13 protein-coding genes are annotated in these 17,201 nt (G+C 42.5%); 7 read left to right on the top strand and 6 right to left on the bottom strand.

The window, feature by feature from the left end:
- The first annotated feature begins 6 nt into the window (after window positions 1-6).
- Both GGD38_RS32475 and GGD38_RS32470 read left to right on the top strand, forming a co-directional pair.
- Window positions 7-828, top strand: coding sequence for a polysaccharide deacetylase family protein (locus tag GGD38_RS32475; RefSeq protein ID WP_375296535.1), 822 nt, complete (start codon window positions 7-9; stop codon window positions 826-828).
- A gap of 513 nt (window positions 829-1,341) precedes the next feature.
- Window positions 1,342-5,118: a PKD domain-containing protein gene (locus tag GGD38_RS32470; RefSeq protein WP_375296534.1), complete on the top strand. Its 3,777-nt coding sequence runs from the start codon at window positions 1,342-1,344 to the stop codon at window positions 5,116-5,118.
- A gap of 135 nt (window positions 5,119-5,253) precedes the next feature.
- Here the strand turns inward: GGD38_RS32470 and GGD38_RS32465 are convergent, their stop codons facing one another.
- The 6 genes from GGD38_RS32465 to GGD38_RS32440 form a co-directional block, all read right to left on the bottom strand.
- Window positions 5,254-5,466: a YtxH domain-containing protein gene (locus tag GGD38_RS32465; protein WP_375296533.1), complete on the bottom strand. Its 213-nt coding sequence runs from the start codon at window positions 5,464-5,466 to the stop codon at window positions 5,254-5,256.
- 137 nt (window positions 5,467-5,603) lie between these two features.
- Entirely contained in the window at window positions 5,604-5,819 is a 216-nt protein-coding gene (locus tag GGD38_RS32460; RefSeq protein WP_375296532.1) for a hypothetical protein, read from the bottom strand.
- Window positions 5,820-5,828: 9 nt separating this feature from the next.
- Window positions 5,829-6,692 carry a glucose 1-dehydrogenase gene (locus GGD38_RS32455; protein ID WP_375296531.1) on the bottom strand — a complete coding sequence of 288 codons (864 nt, stop codon included), beginning with the start codon at window positions 6,690-6,692 and terminating at the stop codon, window positions 5,829-5,831.
- 597 nt (window positions 6,693-7,289) lie between these two features.
- Window positions 7,290-7,901, bottom strand: a complete 612-nt coding sequence (locus tag GGD38_RS32450; protein ID WP_375296530.1) for a GNAT family N-acetyltransferase — start codon at window positions 7,899-7,901, stop codon at window positions 7,290-7,292.
- Window positions 7,902-8,271: 370 nt separating this feature from the next.
- The gene (cobA, locus tag GGD38_RS32445) at window positions 8,272-9,015 is read right to left on the bottom strand and encodes a uroporphyrinogen-III C-methyltransferase (protein ID WP_375296529.1); all 744 of its coding nucleotides are present in this window, start codon (window positions 9,013-9,015) and stop codon (window positions 8,272-8,274) included.
- A gap of 115 nt (window positions 9,016-9,130) precedes the next feature.
- The gene (locus GGD38_RS32440; protein ID WP_375296528.1) at window positions 9,131-9,817 is read right to left on the bottom strand and encodes a Crp/Fnr family transcriptional regulator; all 687 of its coding nucleotides are present in this window, start codon (window positions 9,815-9,817) and stop codon (window positions 9,131-9,133) included.
- 329 nt (window positions 9,818-10,146) lie between these two features.
- Here GGD38_RS32440 and nirB point away from each other — a divergent pair, with 329 nt between their 5' ends.
- The 5 genes from nirB to ntrB all read left to right on the top strand — a co-directional run bounded on the left by nirB (window position 10,147) and on the right by ntrB (window position 17,185).
- Window positions 10,147-12,648 (top strand): nitrite reductase large subunit NirB, encoded by a 2,502-nt coding sequence (gene nirB, locus GGD38_RS32435; protein WP_375296527.1) that lies wholly within the window; start codon window positions 10,147-10,149, stop codon window positions 12,646-12,648.
- A 328-nt stretch (window positions 12,649-12,976) separates the two neighbouring features.
- Entirely contained in the window at window positions 12,977-13,333 is a 357-nt protein-coding gene (nirD, locus tag GGD38_RS32430; protein WP_375296526.1) for a nitrite reductase small subunit NirD, read from the top strand.
- 228 nt (window positions 13,334-13,561) lie between these two features.
- Complete coding sequence (locus GGD38_RS32425; RefSeq protein WP_375296525.1) at window positions 13,562-15,121, top strand: alginate export family protein; 1,560 nt, start codon at window positions 13,562-13,564, stop codon at window positions 15,119-15,121.
- 25 nt (window positions 15,122-15,146) lie between these two features.
- Window positions 15,147-16,370 (top strand): CmpA/NrtA family ABC transporter substrate-binding protein, encoded by a 1,224-nt coding sequence (locus GGD38_RS32420; RefSeq protein ID WP_375296524.1) that lies wholly within the window; start codon window positions 15,147-15,149, stop codon window positions 16,368-16,370.
- Between the two features lie 32 nt (window positions 16,371-16,402).
- A complete protein-coding gene (gene ntrB, locus GGD38_RS32415; RefSeq protein WP_375296523.1) occupies window positions 16,403-17,185 on the top strand; it encodes a nitrate ABC transporter permease in 783 nt (260 codons plus the stop codon).
- Window positions 17,186-17,201 lie beyond the last annotated feature (16 nt).

Genomic DNA, 17,201 nt, shown 5'->3' with positions numbered 1-17,201 from the left:
ATAAAGATGATCTATTTGCTGATTGGAATCATTACACTGGTTGCGTTAGTGTTGTTCTTTAAAATGGGTTCCCTTTTTAACGGACTTCCTGTTTTGAATTATCACAAAACCAGCGTCAATGATTCTGATTTTCTTACTGTAAGCGCCGCGCAGTTACGCCAACAGTTTGCCTACCTGAACAAGAAAGGGTATAAAACCATTTTTATCAGTGAGTTGCTCGGGCACATTGAACAGAAAAAGCCACTCCCGGCCAAACCGGTGATGATAACGCTCGATGATGGTTACCGTGATAATTATACCGTTCTGTATCCACTGCTGAAAGAGTATAATATTAAAGCGAATATTTTTTTGGTGGCCGGGTTTATTCAATCGCCCGATAATAAACATATAGCTCCCAACCCCATGGGCGAATTTATGCATGTTGAGGAAGCGGTTGAAATGACTAAAGATATGGTTCAGTTTGGTTTACATACCTATACCCATCAGAGTTATTCCAAACTGAGCCTGCCCGAAATTGACGAGGATATCAAAAAAACAAAACACCGGTTAAAAGAATTGGGGATTCCTGTACAACCTTGTCACGCCTATACTTTTGGCGCTTATAACCAAAAGGACGATAACAAACGGGTGGCAATGTTTGAGTTGTTGAAACAAAATGAGATCAGGCTGGCGTTCAGGGTAAGTAATTGGGTTGATAAACTACCGGTCATAAATCCGTTGTTTGTTAGCCGCATACACCTGAGCGGCGTATTTCCTTTCTGGAAATTCAAAGTGTGCGTTTGGGGATTTATAAAAGTATTTAACCGCTTCGAAAAGATCTTTAAGTAGAAAAAGGCAGTGCTGTTAGCGCTCGCATCTTCTTAATATTATTAATGTAAAGCCAGTTCTATTAAGTTTACTCTTAATGGGACTGACTTTTTTTATTTTGTGCGCATCGTACTATTTCGAACCTTGACTCGTTGCCGCATTTTTTCAGACGCTTATTATTTTCCACATTTAACTAAGTACTAGTGCTCTTTATTTTGTAGTAATATTTCTATTGTTGTGTAGTAATAGTAGGGTGTAATTATGCGGAACATTGCTGGTTTTGGGGATCTGAATTTTTCGCTCATACTTTTATCATTGCAATACTGTTTATTATGAAGTCGAGTAGGGAAGGCAGTTGTAGTAAGTAACGGATGAGGAAAATGTACGAAATGCATATTACATATTTTAATTCCTGAAGATGTGTTTGACTTAAGTCTATTTTTTTATGATTCTTTTTATGATCAATGTTCCCGGCATCATAATTGTTGTTTAACTCGTGAAACTACTCTTTAAGAAAAACGTAAAAATATCCCTATGATCAACACTACACGAAGGAAATTCCTACGGGATGCGTCTATGACTGCAACCGGTTTAGTCGTGACTTCGCAATTGGGAGCGAAGAAGCAAGATGTCCGTGCCAAAACAATAGAGTGTGCGCCGAAGCAAACCTTCGCGCTGTTAGGAACAATCTCCACTGTTCAATCAGGTAATTGGTCTAATCCCGGCACATGGGCTGGTGGTAAATTACCAACACCTTCTGATATTCCTCTTATTTCTTCAGGACACATAGTGACGTACGACATGGCTTCAGCAAGCTATGCAGGTGTTAGCGTTAGTAGTGGGGCTACATTGGAATTCGATAGTGCCCGAAGCGCTACGCTACAAACTTCAGGCAATGTAGTGGTTGAAGGGAAATTGATCATGCGTCCTTCAAGTGCCAGCGTCATTCATTTTTTACAGTTTATTAATATCGACGAAACCAAATTTGTTGGTGGGGGTATGGACCCCGTTGCTAGCGATGTTGGTTTGTGGGTGATGGGTGCAGGTTTGTTAGACCTGGTAGGTTCTTCAAAAACTTCTTTTGTACGTGCTGCCGGAAATATTGCGGCAGGTGCAACTTCTATTCCATTGAACACCTCACCTACAGGTTGGCAGGCAACTGATAATATCACCATTGCGCCTACCCAGTCGCCAACAGTTGGCGATGCTTATCTTACCGGATTTGAAGACCGTACTATTAATAGTATCTCAGGATCTACAGTTACTTTAAATGCTGGTACGGTTAGGCAACATCCGCAAATAAATGGCCAGTGGTCGGCCGAAGTGATCAACCTTACGCGCAATGTGCGTATTGAAGGTACAGCCGGTGGCAGAACGCATGTATTTATTCGTTCCTCTGTTCCACAAAATATTCAATATGTGCAAATTCGCTATGCAGGCCCACGCAAAAAGACCAGTCTTGCATCTGAATTTGTATTGGGGCGATATGGCATGCACTTTCACCATTGTATGGATGGCAGTGTAGGAACAACAGTACAGGGATGTGTTATACGTGATTGCGACAGTCATTCCTATGTACCACACGTTTCGAATGGTATTACCATGAAAGGCAACGTAGCATACAATGTTACTGAAATTGCGTTTTGGTGGGATGTGCTGGACCTTACCCATGGTGTTGTATGGGATAGCAACATAGTAGCTTTGAGTAAATATGTACCAGGGTCTTCCAACTCATTAACGGTATCTTCTTTTTTACTGGGTATAGGCGATGACAACGTGTGTACTAATAATGTAGTTGTTGGAAATCCTGGTGATTTTCGCCTGGGGGGTGCTTATTTTTGGGATGAGGGATTAATTGAAAGTCCCTGGATCTTTAACGGTAATATGGCCCATAATTGCTCGGGCGGTTTGGTATCATGGCAAAACAACGAAGCACACCATATCATTGAGAAATTTGTTGTATATAATTGTGAAACGGGTATCTATGGTGGCGCTTATGTGAATTCATACATCTATCGCAACGGTGTTCTGTACAATGCCCCAATAATGGTTAAAGCCGCTTCTTTAAGCAGCAACCGGGCTAAGTATGAAAACCTGGTGATCGATGCGGCCGGATTGGATTACGGTGTGATCCTGGATGAAGGTCCTCTCGACGGTCCTTTCCCAGTTTTTATCAGGAACTGTACAATTACCGGTCATAAAATAGCAGGTATCATAAATCAATCGCCGGCCGGTGCAAAAAGGTTGGATGTTGTACAATGTAATATTGCCGGTACCGCAGGTGGTACACTTTCCAAACCAACAACCCAGGTTGATTTTTATCTTAGCAGCGATGCCACCTCAAAGGAAAATTTTAGAGTGCAACCGATAAGCGGTCAGCCTTTTATGCTTACCAAGTCGGGTAAAACAAATATTGCTCCTTTTGCTCCTACTGTTTGGGGCGATGGAACCGGGTTGAAAGGCGAGTATTATAAAGATGACACCTTTTCAAACCTGGTATTTACAAGAATAGATCCGAATATTTGTTTTCAGGATTGGATGCGTTTGGGAGTCCACTATAAAATTCCACTTTCAACTTTAAAGTATTCAATGCGGTGGACAGGACAGATAATGGCCCAGTTTTCTGAACCCTATACATTTCAGTTAAACGCGGGTGGTGGTCATCGTCTTTGGATAGATGGTAAACTGGTCCTCGATAAGTTTACGGAGGTGTATCCAAACTCGTTTAACACTTCTCCCATAAACCTGGTAGCAGGGCAGAAATATGATATTAAGCTGGAATATTTTAATTCAGATGATCGTAGTGTGTTGGAACTGTATTGGTCGAGTCCCAGCACCGTACTCGAGTTTGTTCCGGTGAGCCAGCTTTTTCCTTCTCCGGTTGGTCAGCCAGGTAACCAGTCACCCATTGCCAGTGCAGGTTCTGATATCACCATTACCTTGCCTAAAAATTTTGTAGACCTGGATGGAACAGCTTCACGGGATACAGACGGAAAGATCGTTACATATGCATGGACAAAAATTGCTGGTCCTTCGCAATTCAGCATTGTAAATGCAGGGGCTGTGCAGCCATCAGTAACTGGTCTCTATGCTGGTGTTTATGTTTTCCGCCTAACGGTAACAGACGACAAAGGCGCCACTGGTTACGATGACGTTACTGTAACTGTAAATGCTGCTAATCTGGGGCCTGTTGCAAACGCAGGCGCTGATATAAGCATTACACTGCCAACCAATACCACAACCCTTAATGGGGGTGCTTCAAAAGATCCGGATGGCACCATTGTAAAATCTGTATGGTCAAAAATAAACGGACCTGCCTCATACGCAATAAGTGATCCAAATGCACTTGCCACGTCGTTAGGTGGCCTGGTTGCCGGTACTTATGTATTCAGGCTTACCGTTTATGATGACAAAGGGGCTTTTGCTTCAGATGAAGTAAATGTTATAGTTAATAATGCCAATGTGCCGGTAAATCAACCACCGGTAGCCAATGCCGGAGCTGATATGTCTATTACATTGCCAACCAATAGCGTTAAATTGAGTGGTTCGGCTTCAAAAGATAGCGATGGGTATATTGCACAATATGCCTGGTCAAAAGTAAGCGGACCTTCCCAGTACATGATCTCCAGCCCAAGTTCTCAGGTTACCATCATTAATAACCTGGTAGCTGGTACTTATGTGTTCAGGTTGACTGTAACTGATAATAGCGGGGCAACAGCCAATGATGATGTTACAATTATTGTACTTAATGCTACCTCGCCCGGTAATCAACCTCCGGTAGTTATTTTGCCAAAAGATTTTTCAGCACAGCTGCCTATCCCCAGTATTACACTGGATGGTTCACAATCTTATGATCCTGATGGACAGATCGTTTCCTATAAATGGACTAAAGTAAGCGGTCCTTCTACCTTTACGCTGGTGACGCCCAATGCGGCCACTACCGAAATGCGCAACATGGTACCTGGTGTTTATGTTTTCAGGTTAACAGTTATTGACGATAAAGGAGCAGGTAATAATGAAACAATGGCTGTGACGGTGGTAGATAGTAAGCTGCCAAATCTGGGCGTACTAACCGTGAAGCCGGATAGAAACCCATCAACCAGTGTATTTGTGCTCACTATTACAAGTGCCAATACAGATGATATCTTCCTGCACGTATATGACTCGTCGGGGCACAAGGTTACCTCTATATATAACATAAGCAATAATTTTGCACAGGTAACGGTAGGTGCACGCTGGCGGCCGGGAGTTTATACGGTTGTTGTATGGCAGGGAAATAAAACAGCTGTAGTGAAATTGATAAAAGCGTAATTAAACAAGCAGATTATTTAATAGGATAAAAACACGGCTGCTCCTTTCAAGGGGCAGCTTTTTTTTGAGGCGGGCATAAAAATGGGCAGACCTATAGCCTGCCCGGATATGGTTTCATTGGATAAACCAGAAATCTTACATTTCGGTTTGAATCCGAGAAGAGGCTTTTTCGGCAGTTTTTTTACCATTTTGCCACATGTCTGAAAGCTTGTCGCTCCATTTACCTGCAGAGTCTTTTATATTCTTTCTTAAGTCACTTCCTTTTTCGGGAGCCAATAACATACCTACCGCAGCGCCTACAGCAGCAGCACCCACCAGGCCCAAAATAACTTTAGTCGTTGTAGTCATGATTATAATTTTTAAATAAGTAATAGATATTGTTGTTATATATCTTCAAATACTATTCCGCAATTAATACGTTGACTTATAAGTCTATATCTGTTTGTTACTGTCCATAAAAATCCCCATAGAGGGAAAGCCTGCCGTTAAGTTGTTTTACGGGTTGAAGTAACCAGTATTACTACGCCGGTGACTGCTACGGCAATGCCAGCATAGGTTGGCCAGGCAACCGCTTTCTTTTCTTTCTTATTTATTTCAACAGGCCCCAGGTCAACTACCTCTTTTTTTGTTGTGAAGTTTACTCCTCTTATCAGTACCATGGCAATGCCTATAACAATCAGTATTATTCCAAATGCCTTCATAAAAATGGTTTAAGTGTTTACAATTTCGCCACCGTTAGGGTGAAGTACCTGACCGGTGATGTATGATGATTCATCAGAAGCTAGAAAAATATAACTGCTTGCAATTTCAACCGGTTCGCCGGCACGCCCTAACGGCGTATCGGAACCGAATGTTGAAACATGCGAAGGCGGAAACGTGGCCGGAATGAGTGGCGTCCATACAGGGCCGGGCGCTACTCCATTTACTCTTATATTAAGCTTTGCAAAATAGGCCGACAGCGAGCGGGTAAAACTTACTATGGCGCCCTTGGTTGCCGAGTAGTCTAATAAATGTGAGCTGCCCCTATAGGCAGTAACAGAAGTGGTGTTTATGATCGATGCGCCCTCCTGTAAGTATTCTTCCGCAGCCTGCACCATGTAGAACATTGCAAAGATGTTTGTTTCAAAAGTTTTTTTCAATTGGTCGGGTGTTATGGCCGACAGTTCTGTTTGTGGAAATTGAATACCGGCATTGTTCACCAAAACATTCAACTTGCCAAACTGCCTCATCGTTTTTTCAATGATCTTTTTACAATGTGCCGGTTTGCCAATGTCGCCGGGTATCAATAAGCATTGTTGTCCTATGCTTTCAATACGTGCTGCTGTTGAGCGGGCATCTTCATCATCTTCATAATAAGATATCACCACATCGGCGCCTTCTTTAGCAAATGCAATGGCAACTGCTTTTCCAATGCCGCTATCGCCGCCGGTAATAATGGCTGTTTTATTTCGCAGGCGCAACACGTCCCGTTCTTTTTCAAAAACCGGTTGTGGCTCCATTTGCTTTTCTTTCCCCTGCTTCTTCTTAACTTTTTGTGCCGGGCGTACCTTTCTCTTTTTTTGTCCGTGTTGCATTGAACCCTATTTAAGATAGGTGCTAAAAATTCATGCCTGAAGAAGGAGGGCTGGTGTAGAGATTAATCTACAGGCCGGTAATAAGCAAGAAATAGTGAGAAATAAAAAAGGAGGAAACCGTAAGGCTCCCTCCTGAATGGGTTTAATAATTCTATAAAATTCTGCTTCATAGCCCATGGCGCATCCCATGGGGGATAAGGTATAATAAGGATAAGGTAAGCATCACGAGGTGCATTAGTGTCGGGAGATATCACTACTATCGCCTGACTTAGGGATGAAAACTCATAGAACAAGGTTGTTAGCACAGAACAAGGTTAGTAACAACCAAGAGCGTGAAAGGAGTAAAAGAGTAAAAAGAGGTTTATGGAAAGCGCTTAATATCTCTCTTACTCACTTTAAGCTCTTAGTTTCAGGACAAGGCTAACAGTAACGGCTAAGAACATGTAAAAGCAAATTGCGTTACTTTTTAACGTGCTTGGTTAGTGTTTCGGACAAGGTTTATTTGGACAAGGTTGTAATGGTATCGCCAGCTATTGGCGAAATAAGGTTAAAGAGAAATGTGGTAGCTCTTTATCTTTATTTCATCAATTCTGACCTTTATGCAGCTATAAAGCTTTCTCGTGTACATATAAACAGGTTACAAACCGAATAGTGATTGTGTACCTGTTCTTCAAACTGAAATCCTGCTTTCAACAAGGTGTCGTTGAACACTTTGTTTTCGGCTTCGGGTTCTGCAATGATCTGCCTGATCTCCGGGAATAAAAAGAAATATTCCACAAAGGTTTGAAGGGCTTTGAGGTGAAGCGGACGAAATACATTTCTGTTGGTGTTCATCACTAACCTGATAATGTAATCGCCGGTTGTGGTTGGATAAGCATCATAAAGTTCGTCTTTGTCAGCTGCACAAATATCAACCTGGCAAAGAGCCCTTCTGTCATTAAGCATTATCATAAAAGAGCGAATAAAATCAGAACTGCCGGCATACAAATAGCTTGTTGCTATTGTGTTGGGCGAGCGGCTCTGCTTCCATGCCCAGCTATAAACAGCAGGCATATCGAGAGGTATGCAAAAAGGGCGTAAGGACAAGGTAATAGAAGGATGTTGAAAGTGTTTTGAATAAACTACTTCCTTTTTTTTATGCAGGCCGGTAGTAGCAATGAACCCATCCTTCTGGCCTGTAAATCCTGGTGTAGTGCATAAAATTTCCATAACGAAATATTAAGCTCCCGGTTTTTATCGCCGGGAGCTCTTAGTGCCTAACCAGAGCCTTTGTGTTTACTTTAAGAAATTTGAGACGCAGTAATCGCTAAAAATTTACTGCTGCTATATAGAGCAACACTAGGTTATAAAACACCCATTTGTTATTAAATGACAATAAAAAAAGTGCAAAACTTGTTAATATACGTTTCAATATGTAGAAGGCGATACATAGAATCACTTAGTGAGTCTCTTTGCTGTAACTTAGTACATTCGTTATCGGTAGGAATCCTGCTGTAAGTTACGATTTGACGCCAGAATTAATTGTAATATATAACGTTTTATTTTATTGAACTAATATACATTAACAGATTTTTGTTGGCTATTGGGTTTCCAACAATAGATCTATATCGGTAACAGGGCCTATTATGATCAATGCCGGATGTGTTATTTGTTGTTCAGCTGCCAGTTTTGGTAAGTCTTTAATTTTACCCTTAACCAGTTTATGATAAGGCAAAGAAGCATAATGAATGATGGCAGCAGGCATATCGCCATAACCTTTATGAATGTATGTACCGGCTATTTCAGGTAGTTTTTTCATACCCATATATATAACAACAGTTGCCTTGCTTTGAATGGCCAGTTGCAGATCGGCAGATAATGACCCGTCTTTTTTAGTACCGGTAACCACCCAAATGCTTTCACTTATATTGCGGAACGTTAAAGGAATATCATAAAAACCACTTGCCTGCATACTGGTAATACCGGGTATGAAGGTTGTTTTAATGTTATGTTTACGTGCAAACAAGATCTCTTCAAATCCTCTTCCAAAAATAAAAGGGTCGCCACCTTTCAGCCTTAATACTTTTCCTTTCGCATAAGCCTTCTCTTTAATGAGCTCATGAATTTGTTCCTGTGGTGTATAATCGCCATAGGGTAGCTTACCAACATAAATATTCTCACAGCCTGGTTTGGTATATTCAAGCAATGATTTGTTCACCAGGTTATCATATAACACTACAGGTACTTCCTGTAAAAGTTTGTATGCTTTTAGTGTTATTAGTTCGGGATCGCCGGCACCGGCGCCTGCTACAATCAGTTCGGGTTGAATAGGAGTATCTGCCACAGAAATAAATATTTTGAATAAGCTCAACTGTATTTACATATAATATATGTATTGCTGAGACTTTAATAAGTTAATTAATTGCAGTAGTTGATGTCATAAGTTGACAGCTGCTATGTCACTCACCTGCATGTTCGTTCAGCTTATTGCTATCAAGTATGCAAATGTGTTTGCCCTGTAATGCTATTGTTCCTTCCTGTACCAGTTCGTTCATAAGCCTGAACACAGTTTCGTATGTAGTACCGGTATAGGAAGCCAGGTCCTGACGACTTAAGTTGATATCAATAAAGCCGTCGGCATTAGTGCCAAACTTAGCATGCATTGAAAGCAGCGCCTGGGCTATTCTGCCTTTTACCGGCATATGTGCCAGGTTGCGCATTTTTTTCTCCGACTCTTTTAATTCACCGGCAAAGAACATCATTAATTCATACAGGAACTGATAATTCACCTTGAGGGTGCTCTGAAAGAAACCAAGATCAATAAAGCAAACCTCCGAAGGTTCCAATGCTGTGGCCGAAACAGGATAAAACACATCATTACCCAAACCGCGGTGACCTAAAATGGCGCCGCTCTTAGCCAGGCGAACGATCATCTCCTTATCATCGGTCCATTTTTTATGCACTTTAAAAGTTCCTTTATATATAAAGTATATACCGGTAACCTCGCTTCCTTCGGTGAAAAGCACTTCACCTTTATTAACATGAAAGCTTTGGCGATGGACATCTATGGCCGGAAGCCATTCCTTTGAGCATAGTCTGCATAAAAAGCAGCTCTTCAGGTCGCAACCATGTTTGTTTCTTTTCATGGTAATAATATATATGTAAAAATATTTAATGTAATGTCTTTGGACTAATATGACTTGCAAAACCGCATTAGCGCCTTTACAAATTCATACGAGCTTTTGTTACCCTCAAAATTGAGGTAAAATCTTAATAGATTATACATGTATAAAATAAATATATCATGATTCTAGTAATTATGAGTAAAAATAATAACAAAAAGAGCTTATTTTTATTACACAGATCACAAAACAGCGGTAAATTTTTTAGTGAATTGCCATTTTGATATTACATGTGATTTAATTTAATGTTTAACGATTGCCTGCGAATTAATAATGACCTAAAAACGCAGATTATGAAAATAGTAGTTATTGGCAATGGAATGGTTGGTTACAAGTTTTGTGAAAAACTAACAGCCAAAGCCCAACCCGGGCAGTTCGAGATCGTTGTTTTTGGCGAAGAAACCCGTCCGGCCTATGATCGCGTTCATCTTAGCGAATATTTTGCCGGAAAAACAGCCGACGACCTTACAATGGCCGGTCTCGATTGGTATGCTGAAAGAAACATCAGGCTTTACCTGGGAGATCCCATCTCTTATATAGACCGCGAACAAAAAACCGTTCGCTCTCACCATGGTATTAATGAATCATACGATTACCTGGTGCTGGCAACCGGTTCAGCAGCTTTTGTTCCACCCATTCCCGGTGTTGAAAAAGAAGGCGTTTTTATTTACCGCACTATTGAAGATCTGGAAATGATGACGGCCTATGCTAAAAAAGCAAAGACCGGTGCGGTAATTGGTGGCGGTTTACTTGGGTTAGAAGCTGCCAAGGCTATGATCGATTTGGGCGTTACCAATACGCACGTAATTGAATTTGCTCCCCGTCTTATGCCCCGGCAAATTGATGAAGCCGGTTCTAATATATTAAAGTCAAAGCTCGAGTCTTTAGGACTTAGCATTCACACCAGCAAGAACACTTCTGAGATCCTCGGCGATCAGTGTATTACCGGTATGCAGTTCTCTGATGATACAAAGCTTGATGTAGATATGCTGGTGATCTCTGCCGGTATCAAGCCGCGCGATGAGTTGGCAAAACTGGCTGGGTTAGAAACTGGTCACCGCGGTGGAATTGTAGTGAACGACAGACTGGCTACTGAAGATCCCTTCATATTTGCCATTGGCGAATGTGCCTTACATGGTGGTATGATATATGGTCTGGTGGCGCCTGGTTATGAAATGGCCGAAGTGGTTGCTACCAACTTAATGGGTGGCGATAAATCGTTCACCGGTTTCGATATGAGCACCAAGCTGAAATTGATTGGTGTTGATGTGGCCAGCTTTGGTGATCCTTTTGTACCTGCTACCGAAGGTCGCAGCATTGTGCTGGAAGACCGCATGAAGGGGGTTTACAAACGCATTAATATTTCAACCGACGGAAAATATTTATTAGGTGGCGTTTTGGTAGGCGATGCAGATTCATATAATATGTTACTGCAAACCACTAAGAACAAAGTAGTTCTGCCCCCAAACCCTGAAGATGTAATTCTTGGCGCCCGCGGCGGTTCAGGTGGTGAAGGCGGCGCTGGTATAACAAGTTTGCCCGATGACGCTTTGATCTGCAGTTGCGAAAGCGTTTCAAAAGGCGATATCTGCCAGGCCGTATGCGATGGCAACGAAACCATGGATGCCATTAAGAAATGTACCAAAGCCGGTACAGGTTGCGGCGGATGTGTTCCCATGGTAAAAGACCTCATCACACATACACTTAAATCGCAAGGTAAATACGTACGTAACGTATTGTGCGAACACTTTAACTATAGCCGTCAGGAATTGTACGACCTGGTTAAAGTTCATAAGCTTATGACCTTCGATGAAGTGCTGAATAAGCTGGGCACCGGTGATGGTTGCGAATTGTGTAAACCTCCGGTTGCTTCCATTTTGGCCAGCTTATGGAACGATATGATCCTGGCAAAAGGCAACGATACGGCACAGGATAGCAACGACCGCTTTTTGGCCAACATTCAAAAAGGTGGTACATACTCAGTAGTGCCTCGTATCCCCGGTGGTGAGATCACGCCTGAAAAGCTGATCGTAATTGGACAGGTTGCACAGAAATACAATCTCTATACAAAGATCACCGGCGGACAACGTATTGACCTTTTTGGCGCACACGTAAACGACCTGCCGGCTATTTGGGAAGAGCTGATAGCAGCCGGTTTTGAAAGCGGTCATGCTTATGGTAAAGCATTACGTACAGTAAAAAGCTGTGTGGGCAGCACCTGGTGCCGTTTTGGTTTGCACGACAGCGTTAGTTTTGCTATTCAAATTGAAGAAAGATACCGTGGTTTACGCGCACCGCATAAATTAAAGTCAGCCGTATCGGGTTGTATTCGCGAATGTGCCGAAGCACAAAGCAAAGATTTCGGCATCATTGCTACCGAAAAAGGCTGGAACCTGTACGTATGCGGAAACGGCGGTTCGAAACCACAACACGCGCTGTTACTGGCAACTGATATAGATTCTGAAACATGTATTAAATATATCGATCGCTTTTTGATGTTCTATATCAAAACGGCCGATCCGTTAACCCGTACCGCTACCTGGTTAAACAAAATGGAGGGTGGCATCGATTACCTGAAAAATGTTGTAGTGAACGACAGTTTAGGTATAGCCGAAGAACTGGAGGCAGAAATGCAAACCCTGGTAGATAATTACAAATGCGAATGGAAAGAAGCGGTTGAGAATCCTGAGATCCGCAAACGTTTCAGCCATTTCGTAAATGCACCCGAAACAAAAGATCCTTCGATAAAGTTTGAGCCAATGCGCGAACAGAAAAAAGCGAAGGAGTGGAAATAGCTAATTAGCTAATGTGATAATGGGCTAATGTGCTAATGAATGGCGAAAGCCAAATGATAAAAATGCAACACACTTAATTGGCAAACGTGCACCAGATCGAAAGATCATTGTCAATTTCTTCTGATAACATTCTGATATACTAAAACACTCACACAAACACTTGCTATGTGGCTTACCGGCTATTGCTGGTACCGGCTGCATATACTAACGATTGCTTGTCTGCATCACACGATGCAGCAAGATCTCTATTTCCCCTTTTTGAATGCCATTTGGAAAATCAGTGAAAGCTGAATAGGGAATCTTTTTGTAAAAACACAATGCCCATATTATGATACAAGAAAACGTACTTACCTGGTTTTTAGCCTGCCGCACTACTGATGTACCTGAGAACGGAGGCGTATGTGTAAAATATCAGGACGATCAAATTGCGCTGTTCAATTTTACCCGTCGTGGTGAGTGGTATGCAACCCAAAATATGTGTCCGCACAGAATGCAAATGGCCATCAGCCGTGGCATGATAGGAACACAAGGCGATGAGCCTAAAGTGGCATGCCCCTTTCACAAAAAAACATTTTCACTTGCTACCGGAAAATGTTTGAGCGGCGACGATTGCGGCGATCTGAAAACATACGCTGTTAAAATTGAAAACGATCTGGTATATATAGGTATAGAAGATAATGAGTAGTTAACAGAGAAGTGAGCTATAGGTTTTAAGAGATGATTCCGACGATTGCCAGCTTATGATTAAGGTAACAATTGCTTGCCGCTTTTTCTCCTACATTGTTCACCAAATTCACTGTATGGTCACATCGAAAAATTCGCCAGCCAACTAAAAACCCCGGCAGATGGCAGTCTGGCCGGGGTAAGCAAATTTTAAAATGAGACATCATCTTAAAAAAACCAAAACAAAAGTATGAAAAATTTAATTTTCATGACAGTAACCGGAATTGGGTGTTTTTTAGCTAAACCTTTCAACAGTGCCGCGCAATTTTCATTGCAGGGGCAGCTGCGGACCCGTTCAGAAGTACGTGACGGGCTCGGAACACTCAATGCTAAAGGTACTGATGCTGCTTTTTTCACTTCTCAACGGACCCGTCTCACTTTCGGCTACAAATGGGACCGTTTAAACTTCAACTTTTCCGTTCAGGACGTGCGTGTGTGGGGACAAGACGCTTCCTCAATTACTAATTCCGATGGCAACAAACTGATGGTTCACGAAGCATGGGCCGAAGTTACGCTTATGAATGTGGCAGATACCACCATTAAAACAAAAGGTATCGACAATCTCTCCTTTAAGATCGGCCGCCAGGCCCTTATCTATGATGATGTTCGTTTACTGGGCGATCTCGATTGGTTACAACAGGCGCGCCGCCATGATGCCTTATTGGTAAAAGCTTTACACCATGGCTGGCAGGTTGACCTGGGCGCCGGCTTCAACCAGAACTCCGACGCCTTTGGTATTACCGGAACTAATTATACAGCCGGCAATGTGCCTGCTTATGTTACCAATTCGGCAGGAGCCCTGGTAGCTACTCCCGCAGGTTTTATACCCCTGGCACCCAATGGCTCTACTGCTGCCGCCAGCAATAAAGCAGGTGCACCGGTATTAAGCAATACCGTTAGCACCAATGGCATGAACCAGCAATACAAATCATTTCAAATGTTGTATATAAGCCGCAAGTTTGGGCAAACGAAATTTGCGGGCCTTTTCTTTAAAGACGATTTCTCTAAATACCGCCTCGATTCAGTAGGCACCGCTTCTTCAGGTTATGTTTTTGGCAGAAGATATGACGTGAAGGGCGTAAACAGCCGCCTTACCTACGGCTTAATGATCAATGGTACTATTGGTAACGCATCCGGACTGAAAAAAGCATGGCAGGTTGGCGCTTATTTTCAAAGTGGTAAAGACCGCGATGGAAAAGACCTTACCGCTTCGCATTACACAGCTATGCTGACCTTGCAAAAAGGTAAATTCAGCTTTGGCCCCGGTTATGATTATTTATCAGGTAACACATCTACAACGCCGGGCACAGAATCGCGCCGCTTCGATCCTCTGTATGGCACACCACATAAACACTGGGGCTACATGGATTATTATTATGTAGGCACCGGTTCACCCGTAGGTGGTTTGCAGGATGCTTACTTCAAAGTAAAATACCAAACCAATTTATTCTTTGTAAGTCTCGATGCGCACAATTTCAGATTGGCAGAGGATATAGCCAATGCAGCCGATCCTGAAAAAGCTAACATCGATAAAAATTTAGGCTACGAGTTTGATTTTATAGCTAACTATTCATTGAACAAGTTCACCACACTGGAGCTCGGTTACTCCTTTATGAAGGCAAACAACAGTACCGAGTATGTGAAAAGATCAACTATGGACCAGGCGCGGCACAATGCCAACTGGGCTTACCTGATGATCAACATCCGCCCGGATTTCTTCTTCACAAAACCAGTGGCTATTAAACAATAATGATGAACTATAAAATCTAACTGCAATGAGAATTTACAACATATCTAAAATATTAATAGCGTCGCTGGTTGTTTTCATTATCTCAACCTCGTTTGTAAATCGCACAACAAACCGGCCCGCAAAAGTTATTAAACTGGGGTTTATTCCTTTAACCGATTGCGCACCGCTGGTGATAGCAAAAGAAATGGGGTTCTTTCAAAAGTATGGGCTCGATGTTCAGGTTACTAAAGAGGCCTCATGGGCCAATGTACGTGATAAAGTATTGAATGGCGAACTGGATGGGGCACATTGCCTGTTCTCTATGCCGTTCTCAGTATACGAAGGCATTGGTGGTAAGGCTGGTTCCGAAATGCGTATTGCCATGATGTTAAACAATAATGGCCAGGCAATTACGCTGTCGAAAGATTTCTGTGGGCTGGTTGGGTTTAAAGACCTGAAGAAAGTAGCGGCTGCAGTAAAATCGGTGCAATCGAGAAAAGAAGTCACGTTTGCTCAAACCTTTCCCGGCGGTACACACGACATATGGTTACGCACCTGGCTGGCGGCATGTGGGGTTAATGCCAAATCGGTTGGCATCATCACCATTCCGCCACCGCAAATGGTAGCCAACATGCGGGTTGATAATATGGAAGGTTATTGTGTAGGTGAGCCCTGGAATGGGGTGGCTGCATCACAAAACGTTGGCTTTACGCATATTGCCACACAGGATATTTGGAAGAACCACCCCGAAAAAGCATTGGTAGTAAATAAAACATTTGCCGATGGCAGCCGCGAAGACCTGAAGAATGTGATGAAGGCCATACTGGAAGCCTGCAAATGGCTCGATAACATGGGCAACCGAAAAAAAGCTGCGGCTATACTTTCAAAGCCTAATTATGTAAATGCACCGGTAACTGTGCTGGAAGCCCGCCTTATGGGTAGCAACGATTTGGGTTGCGAACTGGGCGTGCAAAAATATAAAGATGATTACATGTTGTTCCATAATAATGGCTTTGTAAATGCTCCGCGAAAAGCGCATGGCATCTGGTTCCTGGCGCAATATGCCCGGTTTGGTATGATCGGTGCTTTGCCTGCTAATTACAAGGAGATTGCCGATAAACTTATTATGGACGATTTGTATGCCGAAGTGGCCAAAAGCATGAACATACCGGTTCCTGCCGATGATATGAAGCCCTTTAAGCTGAATATCGAGGCTGCAACATTCGACCCTAATAATCCGAAAGCATATATCGTTGCTTCGCCAAAGTAAACCCGATTTATTAACCATTCAATTATCAACAAATGAAAGCAAAAGCAATAAAGTTAGGTTGGTCGTTGGTGTATTTCGTGGCGGGCATGTTGTTGTTACTGGGTATGTGGGATATGGTTTCGCGTATAACCAAAGGCGAAATTCCTTCACCTATTGCAACATGGGGTACGTTCAAAGAGGTTATGACCAATCCTTTTCAAAACGATCCCGATTATAAAGGTATTGGAACAAAATTACTGAGCTCGCTGGCCCGTGTGGGGATAGGGTTTGGTTTGGGAAGTTTAATTGCCATTCCATTAGGATTTGTTTTGGGCAGCAGCCGTATTGCAATGAATATCATAAACCCCATTGTGCAAATATTACGACCGGTGTCGCCACTGGCCTGGTTTCCACTGGGGCTGGCCATATTTCAGGATTCGCCCAAGGCAAGCATCTTTATGATCTTTATTTGTTCGCTGTGGCCCACGCTCATCAATACGTCGTTTGGTGCATCAAGCATTCCGCAGGATCATAAGAATGTAGGCAAGGCATTTGGTTTTTCGGTTTGGAAATACATTACCAAAATAATGTTGCCTTATACTTTACCACATATATTCACCGGTTTGCGTTTGTCGATAGGTGTGGCCTGGATGGTGATCGTTGCCGGTGAAATGTTGTCGGGTGGTATTGGGCTTGGGTATTTTGTTTGGGAAGAAGGATTTAATGGCGGAAGTGTAGGAAAGATACTGGTGGCTATTTTGATCATCGGTGCGGTGGGATTGTTACTCGATCGCTTATTTACCAGTTTACAAAAGCGATTCACCTATGCGGTGTAAACAATTAAATTATTAA

This window comes from Niastella sp. OAS944, assembly GCA_024809215.1.
GTDB lineage: Bacteria > Bacteroidota > Bacteroidia > Chitinophagales > Chitinophagaceae > Niastella.
The sequence above is the reverse complement of the archived record's forward strand: the minus strand, read 5'-3'. Positions and strand labels throughout refer to the sequence as shown.

Coding starts and splice junctions, on each gene's coding strand:
- GGD38_RS32450 (WP_375296530.1), bottom strand. CDS start 7,901: ATGGAAATTTTATGCACTACACCAGGATTTACAGGCCAGAAGGATGGG.
- GGD38_RS32460 (WP_375296532.1), bottom strand. CDS start 5,819: ATGAAGGCATTTGGAATAATACTGATTGTTATAGGCATTGCCATGGTA.
- nirD (WP_375296526.1), top strand. CDS start 12,977: ATGATACAAGAAAACGTACTTACCTGGTTTTTAGCCTGCCGCACTACT.
- GGD38_RS32425 (WP_375296525.1), top strand. CDS start 13,562: ATGAAAAATTTAATTTTCATGACAGTAACCGGAATTGGGTGTTTTTTA.
- GGD38_RS32420 (WP_375296524.1), top strand. CDS start 15,147: ATGAGAATTTACAACATATCTAAAATATTAATAGCGTCGCTGGTTGTT.
- GGD38_RS32455 (WP_375296531.1), bottom strand. CDS start 6,692: ATGCAACACGGACAAAAAAAGAGAAAGGTACGCCCGGCACAAAAAGTT.
- GGD38_RS32475 (WP_375296535.1), top strand. CDS start 7: ATGATCTATTTGCTGATTGGAATCATTACACTGGTTGCGTTAGTGTTG.
- GGD38_RS32465 (WP_375296533.1), bottom strand. CDS start 5,466: ATGACTACAACGACTAAAGTTATTTTGGGCCTGGTGGGTGCTGCTGCT.
- nirB (WP_375296527.1), top strand. CDS start 10,147: ATGAAAATAGTAGTTATTGGCAATGGAATGGTTGGTTACAAGTTTTGT.
- ntrB (WP_375296523.1), top strand. CDS start 16,403: ATGAAAGCAAAAGCAATAAAGTTAGGTTGGTCGTTGGTGTATTTCGTG.
- GGD38_RS32440 (WP_375296528.1), bottom strand. CDS start 9,817: ATGAAAAGAAACAAACATGGTTGCGACCTGAAGAGCTGCTTTTTATGC.
- GGD38_RS32470 (WP_375296534.1), top strand. CDS start 1,342: ATGATCAACACTACACGAAGGAAATTCCTACGGGATGCGTCTATGACT.